Origin of the sequence: Rhodovulum sp. BSW8 (assembly GCF_003314725.1) — a bacterium.
Lineage (GTDB): Bacteria > Pseudomonadota > Alphaproteobacteria > Rhodobacterales > Rhodobacteraceae > Rhodovulum > Rhodovulum visakhapatnamense.
Window position 1 is genome coordinate 85,911 of sequence record NZ_QNVX01000003.1, and the last position, 15,119, is coordinate 101,029.

12 protein-coding genes are annotated in these 15,119 nt (G+C 68.8%); 5 read left to right on the plus strand and 7 right to left on the minus strand.

Annotation, left to right across the window (positions count from 1 at the left end; translation table 11 throughout):
• Nucleotides 1-38 precede the first annotated feature (38 nt).
• A complete protein-coding gene (locus DSD19_RS00930; protein ID WP_243627580.1) occupies nt 39-1,052 on the plus strand; it encodes a murein L,D-transpeptidase catalytic domain family protein in 1,014 nt (337 codons plus the stop codon).
• 303 nt (nt 1,053-1,355) lie between these two features.
• Nucleotides 1,356-3,302 (plus strand): YgiQ family radical SAM protein, encoded by a 1,947-nt coding sequence (locus DSD19_RS00935; protein WP_243627582.1) that lies wholly within the window; start codon nt 1,356-1,358, stop codon nt 3,300-3,302.
• Nucleotides 3,303-3,311: 9 nt separating this feature from the next.
• Here the strand turns inward: DSD19_RS00935 and DSD19_RS00940 are convergent, their stop codons facing one another.
• From DSD19_RS00940 to DSD19_RS00960, 5 genes are all read right to left on the minus strand, one after another.
• Entirely contained in the window at nt 3,312-4,667 is a 1,356-nt protein-coding gene (locus DSD19_RS00940; protein WP_113668217.1) for an RsmB/NOP family class I SAM-dependent RNA methyltransferase, read from the minus strand.
• Nucleotides 4,668-4,986: 319 nt separating this feature from the next.
• Nucleotides 4,987-5,706, minus strand: coding sequence for a sulfate/molybdate ABC transporter ATP-binding protein (locus DSD19_RS00945; RefSeq protein WP_075786178.1), 720 nt, complete (start codon nt 5,704-5,706; stop codon nt 4,987-4,989).
• A 13-nt stretch (nt 5,707-5,719) separates the two neighbouring features.
• Nucleotides 5,720-6,583 (minus strand): sulfate ABC transporter permease subunit CysW, encoded by an 864-nt coding sequence (gene cysW, locus DSD19_RS00950; protein ID WP_113668218.1) that lies wholly within the window; start codon nt 6,581-6,583, stop codon nt 5,720-5,722.
• Nucleotides 6,576-7,415 (minus strand): sulfate ABC transporter permease subunit CysT, encoded by an 840-nt coding sequence (cysT, locus tag DSD19_RS00955; RefSeq protein WP_113668219.1) that lies wholly within the window; start codon nt 7,413-7,415, stop codon nt 6,576-6,578. Before cysT ends, cysW begins: the two co-directional genes overlap by 8 nt.
• A gap of 3 nt (nt 7,416-7,418) precedes the next feature.
• Nucleotides 7,419-8,549 carry a sulfate ABC transporter substrate-binding protein gene (locus tag DSD19_RS00960; protein ID WP_243627583.1) on the minus strand — a complete coding sequence of 377 codons (1,131 nt, stop codon included), beginning with the start codon at nt 8,547-8,549 and terminating at the stop codon, nt 7,419-7,421.
• Between the two features lie 721 nt (nt 8,550-9,270).
• Here DSD19_RS00960 and DSD19_RS00965 point away from each other — a divergent pair.
• Entirely contained in the window at nt 9,271-9,759 is a 489-nt protein-coding gene (locus DSD19_RS00965) for an Lrp/AsnC family transcriptional regulator (RefSeq protein WP_113668220.1), read from the plus strand.
• Nucleotides 9,760-9,882: 123 nt separating this feature from the next.
• Here the strand turns inward: DSD19_RS00965 and rimO are convergent, their stop codons facing one another.
• Nucleotides 9,883-11,271, minus strand: coding sequence for a 30S ribosomal protein S12 methylthiotransferase RimO (gene rimO / locus DSD19_RS00970; protein ID WP_113668221.1), 1,389 nt, complete (start codon nt 11,269-11,271; stop codon nt 9,883-9,885).
• Between the two features lie 136 nt (nt 11,272-11,407).
• Here rimO and DSD19_RS00975 point away from each other — a divergent pair, with 136 nt between their 5' ends.
• Entirely contained in the window at nt 11,408-13,420 is a 2,013-nt protein-coding gene (locus tag DSD19_RS00975; protein WP_165828012.1) for an AsmA family protein, read from the plus strand.
• Nucleotides 13,421-13,483: 63 nt separating this feature from the next.
• On the opposite strand, the gene DSD19_RS00980 is transcribed toward DSD19_RS00975, so the two are convergent.
• Entirely contained in the window at nt 13,484-14,113 is a 630-nt protein-coding gene (locus DSD19_RS00980; RefSeq protein ID WP_113668223.1) for a GcrA family cell cycle regulator, read from the minus strand.
• A gap of 143 nt (nt 14,114-14,256) precedes the next feature.
• Here DSD19_RS00980 and DSD19_RS00985 point away from each other — a divergent pair, with 143 nt between their 5' ends.
• Entirely contained in the window at nt 14,257-15,057 is an 801-nt protein-coding gene (locus DSD19_RS00985) for an ABC transporter permease (RefSeq protein WP_075785065.1), read from the plus strand.
• Nucleotides 15,058-15,119 lie beyond the last annotated feature (62 nt).

Consider the following 15,119-nt stretch of genomic DNA (forward strand, 5'->3'; position numbering starts at 1 on the left):
GTGCGGAGCCCGATCCCCGCCGGGGACGAAGCTGTGCTATGCTCGCGACGACGACGGTCGAGAAGGAGAGGTTCACATTGCGGTTCAGGTCGCTCTGCGTCGCCCTTGCGGCCGGTGTGGTGGCCGTGCAGGGCGGCCCGTCCCCCTCGCGCGCCGAGACCCCGGAGGTTCCGGCCTGGCTGCAGGCGCATCTGGGCACCGGCGAGGGCCAGATCGCCCCGGTGGTTCTGGACAGGGCGCGCGCGCTCTACCTGGAGAAACTGCGGCAGGGCACGGTGCGCAATCCCTGCTACCTGGCCATGGACGCAACGCGCCCAAGCACCGCGCGCGACGGCACGCCGGGCCGCCGGTTCTATGTCATCTGCGAAGCCCAGAAGTCCTTTCGCGCGGTGTCGTCGGGTCATGGCAACGGGCGCAAGCTGCAGCGCGCGGATTTCTCGAACGACCGCGACTGCGCACGGCATTTCAGCAATGCCGAAGGGTCCAAGCTGACCGCGGGCGGCCCCTATGTGACCGCCGAAACCCGGACCTCCTTCAAGGGCTATGTCGGTGCGGCGAACCGGCGCGTCCCCTTCTACCGCACGTTTCTGCTGTATGACGGCGAAGGCGAGACGGCGAATGCCCGGGAACGGGCCATTGGCGGACATCCGGCCGTTCTGGTGAGATGGCAGTGCCGGTTCCAGAACCCGGAAAGCCCCCATGCCGACGCGGAGGGCTTTGTCCCCTATGGACGACTGGTCAACTATACCGGCGGCCGCAGCAATGGCTGCACCACCTGGTCGGAGACCGCGGCCGAGGAAATTCTCGCGCTGGTCGAGGACGACCCGACCACGCTTTATATCTATCCGGACTCGGGCGATATCGACGCCGTTGCGGCCGCAGTGACGGCCGGCAGATCCTTGTCGCGCGCCGGTCTTTACTGGAATGACACCTGCCTGCGGACCATCCGCGCGCCCCGGTTCTGGCCGAAAGAGACGCTCCGGCCGATCATCGATGACTGGCGCGCGTCCCTGCCGAAACTCGCGCCGCAGGAGCTGCCGATCTGCAAGTGAGGCATTTGCAGGTCCCGCGCCGCCCGGGGTCCGCGGTGCTGGCCGCGTCTCTTCAGGCAAGGCGGGTCAGGCAAGGCGGGTCAGGCAAGGCGGGTCAGGCAAGGCGGACGCGTCGCGAGACGGGCAGGGCGGTTCCGGGGCGTGCCAGCATCGAGGCATGACCGGACCGGCCGCCAAAGCGAGTTGATTTGAATTTGTACGGCACCCGGACTATAGGCGAAGATCATGCGCAGCTCTGTTCCTCCCCTTTTTTCGCCATCGCGCCGACCCTCTTCCGGCCGGCCTGCCGCGCCGTTCCTGCCCATGAGCAGGGCCGAGATGGCGGCGCTTGGCTGGGACGAATGCGATGTCATTGTCGTGACCGGCGACGCCTATGTGGATCATCCGAGCTTTGGCATGGCGATCATCGGCCGCCTGCTCGAGGCCCAGGGATACCGCGTCGGCATCATCTCGCAGCCCGACTGGCAATCGGCCGAGCCGTTCAGGGCGCTGGGGCGCCCGCGGCTGTTCTTCGGCGTGACCGGCGGCAATCTCGATTCGATGGTCAACCGCTATACTTCGGACCGCAGGCTGCGCCATGACGACGCCTATACCGCGGGCGGCGAGGGCGGCAAGCGGCCGGACCGCTGCACCATAGTCTACACGCAGCGCTGCCGCGAAGCCTACAAGGACGTGCCGGTGGTGCTGGGCGGCATCGAGGCCTCGTTGCGGCGCATCGCGCATTACGATTACTGGTCCGACAAGGTGCGCCGGTCGATCCTGGCCGATGCCAAGGCCGACCTGCTGCTTTACGGCAATGCCGAGCGCGCCGTCGTCGAGGTCGCGCACCGGCTGGCGGCCGGCGAGGCGGCCCGAGATCTTGACACGATCCGGGGCGTCGCGCTGTTCCGCCCGGTGCCCGCCGAGTGCCAGGAATTGCGGGCCGACGATCTTGCCTCTGCCGATGAGGGCGCCAGCCGCAAGTCCGGCGACACCGTCATCCGGCTGCCATCCTTCGAGGAGGTCGCAAGCGACCGCGAGGCCTATGCGCGGGCGTCGCGCGTGCTGCACCGCGAGGCCAATCCGGGCAATGCCCGCCCGCTTGTCCAGCGCCATGGCGACCGCGACCTCTGGCTCAATCCGCCGCCTGTCCCGCTGACCAGTACCGAAATGGATGCGGTCTACGACCTGCCTTACGCACGCGCGCCGCATCCGTCCTATGGCGATGCCAAGATCCCCGCCTGGGACATGATCAAGTTCTCGGTCACGGTGATGCGCGGCTGCTTCGGCGGCTGCACCTTCTGCTCGATCACCGAACATGAAGGCCGCAAGATCCAGAGCCGGTCCGAGGCCTCGATCCTGCGCGAAATCGAGCATATCCGCGACAAGACCCCGGGCTTTTCCGGCGTGATCTCGGATATCGGCGGGCCGACTGCCAACATGTACCGGATGGCCTGCAAGGACCCGAAGGTCGAGGCCGCCTGCCGCCTGCCGTCCTGCGTCTTTCCGGAGATCTGCCCCAATCTCGATACCTCGCATGACGACCTGATCCGGCTGTACCGCAAGGTCCGCGAGGTCGAGGGCGTCAAGAAGGTGATGGTCGCCTCCGGCGTGCGCTACGACCTGGCCGTCCGGAGCCCTGACTATATCAGGGAACTCGTCACCCACCATGTGGGCGGCTATCTCAAGATTGCGCCCGAACATACCGAGCGCGGGCCGCTCGAACTGATGATGAAGCCCGGCATCGGCACCTATGACCGCTTCAAGGAGATGTTCGATGCCGCCGCAAGGGAAGCGGGCAAGAAATATTACCTCATTCCCTATTTCATCGCCGCCCATCCCGGCACCACCGACGAGGACATGCTGAACCTCGCGCTCTGGCTGAAGAAGAACCGCTATCGCGCGGATCAGGTGCAGACCTTCCTGCCGTCGCCCATGGCCACGGCCTCGGCCATGTACCACACCGGCATCAACACGCTGAAAGCCGTGCGCCGGGGCGCCTCCGAACCGGTCGAGACCGTGCGCGGCGGGCGGCAGCGCCGCCTGCACAAGGCCTTTTTGCGCTATCACGACCCCGAAAACTGGCCGCTTCTGCGCGAGGCTCTGAGATCCATGGGGCGTGCGGACCTCATCGGCCCGCGCCCCGATCAGCTTGTGCCCGCGTCTCAGCCGCCCGGAACCGCAAAGACTGCCGCCAAGAAACGTCCCGCGCGCGGCGGATTCAGGGGGCAGACCTTCACCACCAAGGGCGTGCCGCTGCCCCGGAAATAGGCCGCGCGCTCAGGTGCCGTGGGGCGGGCGGTTCTCGCCCTCCGCGGCTGGCGCCGGATCCTCGCGCTGAAGGACGGCGGCAAAGAAGCCGTCGGTATCGTGGCGCGCGGGGGTCAGCGACAGGTACGCGCCCCCGGCCACAGTCGCCAGCCCGGGCGCCCGCCCGGGCGCGGCCTCGCGCGGCGGCACGACGCGAAACCCGGGATACGCCGAGAGGAAGGCGGCCACCTGGTCCTCGTTCTCCTCGATCAGCATCGAGCAGGTCGCATAGACCAGCCGGCCGCCGGGTTTCACCAGCCGCGCGGCACTCGCGAGGATCCGGCCCTGCAGCGCCACCAGACCGTCCAGCCCGCGTTCTTCCGGCGCGCGCCAGCGGGCATCGGGATTGCGCCGCCAGGTGCCCGTGCCGCTGCAGGGCGCGTCGACCAGGACGCGATCGAAGCTGCCCTTCTGGCGCTTGACCCAGCGGTCGGTTTCGCTGGTCAGCAGACGGGTTTCGGTATTCTGCACGCCCGCGCGCCGGAGGCGCTCGGCACAGCGTTTCAGGCGGCCTTCGCTGACATCGCAGGCGACAAGGCGGCCCTTGTTGGCCATCTGGGCCGCGATCGCCAGGGTCTTGCCACCGGCCCCGGCGCAGAAATCGGCCACGCGCTCTCCGGGCCGGGCATCGACCAGCAGGGCGACCAGCTGCGAGCCCTCGTCCTGGATCTCGATCTCGCCGGTCCTGAGCCCTTCGAGGCGGGCAAGCGACAGGCGTTCCGGCACCCGGATGCCGTGGGGCGCAAGCCTTGAGGCCTCCGCGTGAAGGCCAAGATCCTTCAGCCCGCCAAGCACGGCCGCGCGCGACGATCTTAGCGGATTGACCCGCAGATCGAGCGGGGGCGGGGTCAGAAGGGCCGCCATCTCGGCCTCGAAGGTCGCCCCGAAGCGCCGCCGAAGGGGGGCTGCCGCCCAGGCCGGGCATTCAAGGCGCACCTCGTCGGGCATGGCCGGATGAACAAGGGTGCAGCCCCGCAATCTGGTCAGAAGCGCGTGCTCTGGCTCGGTCAGCGCGGCGGGCGCGGCCTTCGCCCCATTGAAAAGACGCCTGATCTGGTCGGGCGTCCTGCCCTCGGCGAGCGCGAGCCAGACCAGCATCCGGTCGCGGGGCGTATCGTTGCGCCCGTGCTTGGTCAGCCACCACCCAAGCCGCGCCTGATGACGCAGCAGCGCCTGCATCAGATCGAGGATCGCCCCCCGGTCCCTGTCGCCGATATGGCGCCGGGGGCGCAGCCAGGCCGCGACGACGGCATCGGCGGGACGCATGGCGCTGTCGATGTCACACAGAAGATCGAGGGCGGCTTGCAGGCGAGCGGCAGGGGTCACGGTCGGACGGTCGGGTTCTAAACGCTAGAGGACGGGTGCGAGAGACGTCTCCGGTCACCGGTCGCACCTCTGGCCAGCCCCGGTGGCCTTGCGGCCCCTACGCAAGCTCTTACCGGGAAGATCCGGCCTTGGAAACCGCCCTTCGCGCCGCGCCGAAACCGCGGCACGGGCCGTCCTGCAAGACCCGCCTTCGGCCTCCGGGCCCCGGGTCCCGGCGACAGGAGGCCCGTCGCAGGCCCGGCCGGACCCGATCCCGTCTACCCGGGGACACGACAGGAACAGCCGGGAAGGGGGCGGCCTGTCCGGGCCGCGGGCTCGGTCATGCTGCGGTGAAGGTCCGCACGAACTCGGTCGCGGGCTTCGCGCGGATCTCGGCCGGTTTGCCCACCTGTTCGATCCGCCCCATCGACATGACGACCACAAGGTCGGCCAGTTCCATCGCCTCTTCCTGATCATGGGTCACGAAGACGGTGGTCAGGCCGGTCGTGTCATGGATTTCGCGCAGGCCCTGGCGCAACTCCTTGCGCACCTTGGCATCGAGCGCGCCGAAGGGCTCGTCCAGCAGCAGCATCCGCGGCTCGATTGCCAGCGCGCGGGCCAGTGCCACGCGTTGCCGCTGGCCGCCCGAAAGTTGGTTGGGATAGCGCGCGCCGATGTCGGGCAACTGGATCAGGTCGAGAAGCCGGGTCACGCGTCGGCCGATCTCGGCCTCGGTGGGACGTTCTGTCCGCCGCCGCGCGCGCAGGCCATAGGCCACGTTCTCGAACACGGTCATGTGCCGGAAAAGCGCGTAGTGCTGGAAGACGAAGCCCGCACGGCGATCCTGCACCGAAAGCCCGGTCGCGTCGCCCCCGTCGAACCGCACCCGCCCCGAGGTGGGAAATTCAAGCCCCGCGAGGATGCGCAGAAGCGTCGTCTTGCCCGATCCGGAGGGTCCCAGCAGCGCGACGAGCGCGCCCGAGGGAATGAACAGCGACACCGGATGCAGCGCCCGTTCGGTGCCGAATTCCTTCGCGAGTTCCTCGAGTTCGATATTCATGGGCCGTCCTTTCTCAATGACGCCGCGTGGCTGCCAGCAGATCCGCATGGCGCCATTCGAGCAGGGATTTGAGCAGCAGGGTCAGAAGCGCCAGCATCGCCAGCACCGCGGCCAGCGTGAAGGCCGCGACAGAGAGGTATTCGTTGAAGAACATCTCGACCATGGTCGGCATCGTCGCCGTTTCGCCCCGGATCTTGCCGGACACGACGGCGACCGCGCCGAACTCGCCCATGGCGCGGGCATTGCACAGCAGCACGCCGTACAGCAGCGCCCAGCGGATGTTGGGCAGCGTCACAGTGAAGAAGGTGCGCCAGCCCGACGCGCCCAGCGTCAGCGCGGCTTCCTCCTCGGTGCGGCCCTGTTCGATCATCGCCGGGATCAGTTCGCGCGCGACGAAGGGGAAGGTCACGAAAAGCGTGGCCAGCACGATCCCCGGGAAGGCGAAGACGATGCGGATGTCATGGGCCATCAGCCAGGCGCCGAACGACGAGTTCGCCCCGAAAAGCAGCACCAGCATCAGGCCCGCCACGACCGGAGAGACCGAGAACGGAAGATCGATCAGGGTGATCAGGAAAGCCTTGCCGCGGAAGTCGAACTTGGCGATGGCCCAGGCAGCCGCGATGCCGAAGACGGCGTTGAGCGGCACCGCTATGGCGGCGATGCTCAGGGTCATGCGGATCGCCGCCCGGGCATCGGGCAAGGAAAGCGCGGCGATGGCGCCCTGCCAGCCCTCGGCCAGCGCTTCGGCGAAGACCGTCGCAAGCGGCGCGAAGAGAAAGAGCGCCGCGAAGAGGACGGCGAGACCCACCAGAAGCGCCCGGGCAAGCTGCGGTTCGGTCGTTACCGGGACGGGTCGCGAAAGGACGATGTCAGACAAGGCCGATCCTCCGTCTGCTCCAGATCTGGATTGCGTTGATGGCCAGCAGCATGGCGAACGAGATCAGCAGCATGGCGATCCCGATGGCCGCGGCGGCGTCGGAATTGTATTCCTCGAGCCGGATCACGATCAGCAGCGGCGCGATTTCGGTCAGGCCGGGGATGTTGCCCGCGATGAAGATGACCGAGCCGTATTCGCCCACCGACCGCGCCAGCGCGAGGGCGAAGCCGGTCAGCAGCGCGGGCGTCAGCGTCGGCAGGATCACCCGGCGCAGGGTGTGGAACCGGCGGGCGCCCAGCGTGGCGCTGGCCTCCTCGATATCGGGGTCCAGTTCCTCGATCACCGGCTGGACGGTGCGCACCACGAAGGGCAGGCCGATGAAGACAAGCGCCAGCCAGATGCCGGCCTCGGTATAGGCGATCCGCAGGCCGAACGGCGCCAGCGCCTGTCCGAAGGGGCCGTTCGGAGCATAAAGCGCGGTCAGCGCGATGCCCGCGACCGCAGTCGGCAGCGCGAAGGGCAGATCCACCGCGGCGTCGATGAGGCGGCGGCCCCAGAAACGGTAACGCACCAGCACCCAGGCCAGCACCAGCCCGAAGACGAGGTTGAAAAGCGACGCGATCAGCGCCGCGCGAAACGACAGCGCCAGGGCCGACCAGACCCGGCGCGTGTTCACCATCCCCCACAGCTCTGCCGGGCCGATCATGAGGCCCCGGCCCAGCAGTGCGCCGATGGGAAGCAGGACCACGATGGACAGCATCGCAAGCGCGATCCCGAAGCTCGGCCCAAACCCCGGAAGGGGAGAGGGCGCGCGGAGAAGGGGCGCCTTCATGGCTCAGTCCTCGTAGATCTGGTCGAAGATGCCGCCTTCGCCGAAATATTTCGGCTGCACCACGGGCCAGCCGCCAAAATCGGCGATGGTGACAAGATCGAGATCGGGGAAGCGCGCGACATCTTCGGGCGCGGCTTGCGACGGGTCCCAGGCGCGGTAGTAGTGGTGCAGCGCCAGCGCCTGTGCCTCGGGGCTGTAGAGATGGTCGAGATAGGCCTCCGCCACCTCGCGCTGGGCGTCCGACGCGATATTTCCGTCGACGAGCGTCACCGGCGGCTCGGCGAGGATCGAGACCGACGGCACCACGATGTCGAAGGCATCGTCGCCGAGGCTTTCAAGGGCGAGGAAGGCCTCGTTCTCCCAGGCCAGCAGCACGTCGCCGATGCCGCGCTGGGTAAAGGTCGTGGTCGATCCGCGCGCGCCGGTATCCAGCACCGGCACGTTGCGATAAAGCGCGCCGACGAAGTCGCGCGGATCGAGGCCGTTGCGCTCGGCATAGGCCCAGGCCGCGAGGAAGTTCCAGCGCGCGCCGCCCGAAGTCTTGGGGTTGGGGGTGATGACCTGCACCCCGTCGGCGACGAGGTCGTCCCAGTCCTTGATGCCGCGCGGATTGCCCTCGCGCACGAGGAACACGATGGTCGAGGTATAGGGCGAGGAGTTGTGCGGCAGGCGCGATTGCCAGTCGGCCGGGATGCGGCCCGTGCGCTCGGCGATCCGGTCGATATCCGCGGACAGCGCCAGCGTCACCACCGTTGCCCCGAGCCCGTCGATCACGGCCCGGGCCTGCGCGCCCGCACCCCCGTGCGACTGCCGGAGGGTGACCGGCGCGTGGCCCTGCGCGATCCACCAGGCGCTGAAAAGCTCGTTGTAGGCGCGGTAGAATTCCCGCGTCGGGTCGTAGGACACGTTGAGGATCTCGACAGTCTCCTGTGCGGCGGCCGGAAGCGGCCCGCCGACGGCCAGACCGATGGCGGCGGCCCGCAGGATGCCTGTCAGACGGCTGGTGCGCGGCTCGGCCTGAAGGCTTGCGACTTGCGCAGGACCCGCATCGCGTTCGGTCGGGCCGTCGCCGGACCGTCGGCGGAAAGCGCCCTGGGCACACCTGCTTGTGTCGATTTCTATGGGTCGAAACATGTCCGGTCCTCTGCTGGTCCCCGTTGAATTCTGGTGTCAGGCCAGCGGGGCAGAGCGCCTGTCGCGGGGGGTGAAACCGCGCGGTCGCGCCGCCGGTGCCGCCTGACCCCATAATAACGACAGGAATAATCGTGAATAACAAGGAAAGAAGCTCGCTCTTTTCTGTCGTGATTTTGGAAGATCCTTCTCCCGGGAAGGACTGCGGACAGGCGAGGCCCGCGCCGGACCGGGCGCCTTGCCTCGGAGCGGCAGGGGGCGGCGATTCGATCTCATGGTCCGGGCCGGGCGGGCGGTGGGCTCGGCAGAGCGAAGGGATGTGCGGCTTGACGAGTCTCCGAGGGCTCAAGCGGCCGATGGCCGTTTCGAAACTCGGCCGACCTTGCGGACGGGTTTGCGCGCAGGGCGGCGGCAGGCTTCGGGGCTTCTCGGCAGCCACCCGGACGCATCCTCCCCGTTGGCGGGAATCCATGCCCCGGCGCCATGCCCCGGCGTCGACGGCGGCCTTGCAAGAGAACCCCGTCAGCGCCCGGATCGCCGATCCGGTCCGGCAGCGGATCGTTCGTCCCTAGGCATGACCAACCGTGCGACGGACCGACCGGACGTCACAGGCATCGCGGCGTTCTTCGATAAAAGACGATAAACCAAATGGACATTAGGTATAAATTTGGCATGCTCGCATCGACTCGTCAGCTATGGCCGTCCCAGGCCGGAAGGAGGCGCGATGACGTTCGACCGGATCGACCTGAAGATCCTCGATATCCTCCAGCGCGATGCGACCGTGCCGGTTGCCCGTATCGCCGATCAGGTCGGGCTCTCGCAGACCCCCTGCTGGAAGCGCATCCAGAAACACGAGGAGGCTGGCGTGATCCGCGCCCGTGTGGCGCTGCTCGATCCCGACGCGCTTGGGCTGTCGATGACCGTCTTCGTCCTGGTGGAGGCGGTCGAACATACGCCCGACTGGCGCGCGGGCTTTCTGGCCGTCATCGAGAGACTGGAGGCGGTCCGCGATGTGTACCGGCTTGCCGGGACCTACGATTTCCTGCTGCGGGTCGTCGTGGCGGACATGCCCGCGTTCGACCGGTTCTATGAGGAGCTGACGGCCGGGGTGCGATTGCGCAGCGTGAACTCGATCTTTGCGCTGGAATGCCTGAGGGCCGAGACGGCCCTGCCGCTGTCCGCCTGCGGGGCGGGGATCGAGGCCCGGTCATAGCCCGAGGGGCACGCTGCCGATCGGTCGCAGCGTCCCGCCAAAAGCGCCTCGGGCCTGGGCATGTCCGAAGGCAGATCCGGTGCCTTCACCGGGACAGGCGCGGAAGACAGGCGCGCGAGGGGCTCAGGCCGCCGGACGACCCCAGAGGTCGTATTCGCCCGCCTCTTCGACCTCCACCGTTACCAGATCGCCCGGCGCGAGCCCCCCGGTGCCCTCGTCGATGAAAAGACTGCCGTCGATTTCGGGGGCATCGGCCTTCGTGCGGCAGGTGGCGATGCCGTCGGCGTCGATCTCGTCGACGATGACCTCGATGCGCTGGCCGACCTTGGCCGCCAGCTTCGCCTCGGAAATGGCCTGGGCCTTTTCCATGAACCGCTCCCAGCGGTCCTGCTTGACCTCGGCGGGCACATGATCGGGCAGGTCGTTGGCCGCCGCCCCTGCGACGTTTTCGTATTGAAAGCAGCCGACCCGGTCCAGTTGCGCCTCGTCGAGCCAGTCCAGCAGGGTCTGGAACTCGGCCTCGGTCTCGCCGGGATAGCCGACGATGAAGGTCGAGCGCAGCGCCAGATCGGGACAGACCGCGCGCCAGGCGGCGATCTCGTCCAGCGTCTTCGCGGCCGCCGCGGGCCGGGCCATGCGTCTCAGCGTGTCCGGGTGGGCGTGCTGGAACGGGATGTCCAGATAGGGCAGGATCAGCCCCTCGGCCATCAGCGGGATCAGCTCGCGCACATGCGGGTAGGGATAGACGTAATGCAGCCGCACCCAGATCCCGAGCGATCCCAGATCGCGCGCCAGATCGGTGATATGCGCCCGGTGGCCCTTTTCGGTCGCGTGTTTCAGGTCCACCCCGTAGGCCGAGGTGTCCTGGCTGATGACCAGAAGCTCCTTCACCCCGGCTTCGGCCAGCTTCCCGGCCTCGCGGAGGACCGCATGGGCCGGGCGGGACGCCAGTCGGCCGCGCATGTCGGGGATGATGCAGAAGCGGCAGTGGTGGTTGCAGCCCTCGGAAATCTTCAGATAGCTGTAATGGCGCGGGGTCAGGCTGACGCCCGAGGCGGGCAACAGGTCCACGAACGGATCGGGTGACGGCGGCACCGCGCCATGGACCGCGTCCAGCACCTGTTCGTATTGGTGCGGCCCCGTGACGGCCAGCACCGTCGGATGCGCGCCCGTGATATAGCCCGGCTCGGCGCCCAGACAGCCGGTGACGATCACCCGGCCGTTCTCCTTCAGCGCCTCGCCGATGGCCTCGAGGCTTTCGGCCTTGGCGCTGTCAAGAAAGCCGCAGGTGTTCACGATCACCGCATCGGCGCCCGCGTAATCGGGCGAGATCGCATAGCCCTCGGCCCGAAGCCGGGTCAGGATGCGTTCGCTGTCGACCAGCGCCTTGGGACAGCCGAGCGACACCATGCCGATGGTCGGCTGGCCGGGGCGGGCAGGCGTCTCGATCCGGGCGCGGGGCGCCAGGTCGGGACGCAGGTCGGGCGGGTTCGGCGATCTGGGCTGGGACATGGGCGAGCCTATACGCCAGAGCGCCCAATCTGGGAAGCGGTCGCGAAAGCCACCGCCCGATGCCGGAGCGGGTTGTTGCGGGCGTCCGGGCGGCCTAGGCTCGGGTCATGGGTTTCATCGTCGGGCGGGGGATATGATGCGCTGGGTGATCCGGGGTCTTCTGGGGGTGGCGGTTCTCATCGGGCTGGCGGTGGCGGCGGTGCTGCTGATGCCCGCGGACCGGGTGGCGCGGCTGGCCGCCGATCAGGTGCAGAAAGCCACCGGGCGCAGCCTGACGGTCGCGGGCGGGGTCCGGCCCTCGCTCTGGCCCGAGATCGGGGTCGAGACCGGCGCCGTCACGCTGGCCAATGCCGACTGGTCCGAGGCCGGGCCGATGCTGTCGGCCGAGGGCCTTGCGGTGGGCATCGATCTGTCAGCACTTCTGCGGGGCGAAATCGCGGTGCGCGAGGTCACGGTGCTGGCGCCGCGCATCTTGCTGGAACGGGCCGCCGACGGGCGGGTCAACTGGGACTTTTCCGCTGGAACGCTGGCGGCGGCCGACCCGGCCGTACCCGACGCCGTGTCCGACGCCGCCCCGGATGCGACCGGGCCGGATGCGGACCAGGGCCCCGGCGCGCTGGCCGGGCTGACCCTTGACCGGGGCGAGATCTCGGATGGCGATCTTGTCTATCTCGATCACGCCAGCGGCGCGCGGACCGAGCTTTCGGGCGTCGATGCCACCATCGCGCTGCCCGACCGGGACGGCCCCGCCGATCTCAAGCTGACGGCGGTGCTGAACGGGCAGGAGATCGGGCTGTCGGCGCGGCTGGGCCATGCCGCCGCGCTGGCGGCGGGGGACCCGACGCGGCTGACGCTCGAAAGTGCGCTGGGCCGGGCCAGCCTTGCCTTCGACGGTCAACTGGACCTTGCGCCCCTTTCGGCCGAGGGCAAGCTTTACGCCGACCTGTCGGATCTGCGGGCGATCTTCGCCGCCGCGGGGGCCACGCCGCCCGATCTGCCGCCCGGTGTCGGCCAGCGGCTGGTGCTGGAGGGGCAGGCGGCCTACACGCCCGAAGGCGCGATCCGTCTCGACCGCGCGAGCCTTCGGCAGGACGGCAATACCCTGACCGGCAACCTGGCCTTCGCGCCCGCCGACCCCCGGCCGCATCTGGAGGCGCGGCTTTCGGCCGGAACGCTGGACCTCACGGCTTTCTCGGGGGGCGGCAGCGGGTCGGCCGCCGCCACGGGCGGGGGCGGTTCATCGGGCAAGGCCAGCGGCGGGGGCTGGTCGACGGCCCCGATCGATGCGGGCTGGCTCGGTGCGCTCGATGCCGAAATCGGGTTCAAGGCGGACGCCATAAATGCCGGCAAGGTGCGGCTGGGGCCGGTGCGGCTTGACGCGCGGCTGGAAGACCGGCGGCTGGCGGTCGATCTGCACGAGCTGCAGGCCTATGCGGGCAATGTCACCGGCAGTGTGGTGGCAAATGGCCGGACCGGCCTGTCGCTGGCGGGCGATCTCGATATTGCGGGGGTGTCGGCCCAAACGTTGCTGAGCGATTTTGCCGGGTTCGACCGGCTGGTGACCTCGGCCGATCTGCAGCTCGACCTGCAGGCCTCGGGCAATTCCGTGGCGGCGCTGATGGGGTCGCTGTCGGGGGGCGGGGCGCTTGGCTTCGGGCAGGGCGAGTTTCGCGGGCTCGATCTGGCGGGGATGCTGGTAAATCTCGACCCGTCCTATATGGGCGCGGGGGCGCGGACGATCTTCGACTCGATTTCGGCGAGCTTCACCATCGACCGGGGCGTTCTGTCGAATTCCGATCTCAGCATCTCGGCGCCGCTGCTGACCGCCAGGGGCAGCGGTCATGTGGGCCTTGCGGCGCGGACGCTTGACTATACCATCGTGCCGACCGCCTTGCCGGGGGCCGAGAGCGGCGGCGTCAGCGTGCCGCTGAGGATCACCGGCCCCTGGGCCGCGCCGAATGTCCGGCTCGATGTCGAGGCCCTGGCCGAGGCACGGCTGAAGCAGGAGCGCGAGGCGCTGGAACAGAAGGCGCGCGAGCGCGCCGCCGAGGAGCTGGGCGCGGGAAGCGACGAAAGCCTCGAGGATGCGGCCCGGCGCCGGTTGGGCGAAGAGGCGTCCAAGGGGTTGCGGAAGCTTTTCGGGGATTGATCGGGGATTGATCGGCCGGACCGCGCGGCGCCCCCGGACCCCGGGGGCGCGCGCGGGCGGCGCCTAGCGCTTGCGGTCGCGCCGGGCGCTCATCGGCTGGAAGGCGACGCCCACATGGGCCTCGCAATAGGGTTTGCCCTGCTGGACCGGCAGCCCGCAGAACCAGAAATCGTCGGTCGCGGGATCGCCGATGGGCCATTTGCAGGTGCGCTCGGTCAGCTCCATCAGGGTCAGCCGCTTGGCGGTCTTTTCCACCTCGCGCACCGAGGCCAGCGCCTCGGGGCTGATTTCATTGGCCGAGGGTTGCGGCGGCAGCGGCTGGCCCGCGGGCACGATGGCCTTGCGCGGCGCAGGCGGCGGCGGGGCCGCGCTTTGCGCCTCCGGGGCAGGGCTTGCGGCGGCCGGGCGGCTTGCGGGGGCCGGTTCGGGTTGCGGGGCCGGTGCGGCGGCGGCCGCGGGCTGTTCGGCCTCGGGTTTGGGCGCAGGCTTGTCCTTGGCGGCCGGAGCCGCCGCGGCCGCCGGGGCCGGGCGTGCGGGCGCCGCGCCCGCGCGGTTCGACAGGCCCAGCCGGTGCACCTTGCCGATCACCGCGTTGCGGGTCACGCCGCCCAGCTCCTTGGCGATCTGGCTCGCCGACTGGCCTTCGGCCCACATGCGTTTCAGCGTTTCGACACGTTCATCCGTCCAGGACATGACATTCCCTTGGCTCGCGGCAGTACAGGCGTAAGGCCCCTTGGCCCCGGCGCCCGACGCCTTGGAGAAATCCGACAAGGCCCTATTCTAATCCGGGCGGCTTCGGGGATACAAGCGCAAGGCAGATCAAGGAGGCAGGACGTATGAACGCAACCGGTATGGGCGTGCGCCGTTTCGGGCAGGTCAACTGGCTGGGGCTCTATACCCTGAGCGCGCGAGAGATCCAGCGGTTCCTGGCGGTCTGGACCCAGACGCTGGCAGCACCCCTGGCCACGGCAGGGCTTTTCCTCGGCGTCTTTTCGCTGGCCATCGGCCCGTCGCGGGGCGAGGTGATGGGGGTGCCCTTCGTGCATTTCCTGGCGCCCGGCATCCTGATGATGACGGTGATCCAGAACGCCTTTGCCAATACCTCGTCGTCGATCCTGATCTCGAAGGTGCAGGGCAATATCGTCGACACGCTGATGCCGCCCCTGTCGCCGACCGAGCTTTTGCTGGGCTATACAGCCGGCGGCGTCGCGCGCGGGCTGCTGGTGGCGGTGGCCGTGGGGCTCTTGATGCTGACCGTGCTGGGCATGGGCATCGCCCATCCGCTCTGGGCGCTGGTCTTCGTGCTGCTGGGCTCGGCCTTCCTGTCGGCGCTGGGGATCATGGCGGCGATCCTGTCGAACAAGTTCGACCAGATGGCGGCGATCACCAATTTCATCATCACGCCGCTGAGTTTCCTGTCGGGCACCTTCTACTCGATCGAGCGGCTGCCGCTGGGGATGCAGATCGCGACCCATGTGAACCCCGTCTTCTACCTGATCGACGGGGTGCGCTACGGCGTCATCGGCCAGTCCGACAGCTCGCCCTGGCTCGGGCTCGGGGTCTGTACGCTCGCGACCCTGCTGGTCATGGCGCTGTGCTGGCACTGGTTCCGGACCGGCTACCGGATGAAGGCCTGAGCCTTCCGCGCAGCGGCCTTGCCGGACTGGTTCCGGGCGAGGGGAGCCTCTGGACGAGGGGC

Coding starts and splice junctions, on each gene's coding strand:
- DSD19_RS00930 (WP_243627580.1), top strand. CDS start 39: ATGCTCGCGACGACGACGGTCGAGAAGGAGAGGTTCACATTGCGGTTC.
- DSD19_RS00935 (WP_243627582.1), top strand. CDS start 1,356: ATGAGCAGGGCCGAGATGGCGGCGCTTGGCTGGGACGAATGCGATGTC.
- DSD19_RS00945 (WP_075786178.1), bottom strand. CDS start 5,706: ATGAATATCGAACTCGAGGAACTCGCGAAGGAATTCGGCACCGAACGG.
- cysT (WP_113668219.1), bottom strand. CDS start 7,415: ATGAAGGCGCCCCTTCTCCGCGCGCCCTCTCCCCTTCCGGGGTTTGGG.
- DSD19_RS00960 (WP_243627583.1), bottom strand. CDS start 8,549: ATGTTTCGACCCATAGAAATCGACACAAGCAGGTGTGCCCAGGGCGCT.
- DSD19_RS00965 (WP_113668220.1), top strand. CDS start 9,271: ATGACGTTCGACCGGATCGACCTGAAGATCCTCGATATCCTCCAGCGC.
- rimO (WP_113668221.1), bottom strand. CDS start 11,271: ATGTCCCAGCCCAGATCGCCGAACCCGCCCGACCTGCGTCCCGACCTG.
- DSD19_RS00975 (WP_165828012.1), top strand. CDS start 11,408: ATGCGCTGGGTGATCCGGGGTCTTCTGGGGGTGGCGGTTCTCATCGGG.
- DSD19_RS00980 (WP_113668223.1), bottom strand. CDS start 14,113: ATGTCCTGGACGGATGAACGTGTCGAAACGCTGAAACGCATGTGGGCC.
- DSD19_RS00985 (WP_075785065.1), top strand. CDS start 14,257: ATGAACGCAACCGGTATGGGCGTGCGCCGTTTCGGGCAGGTCAACTGG.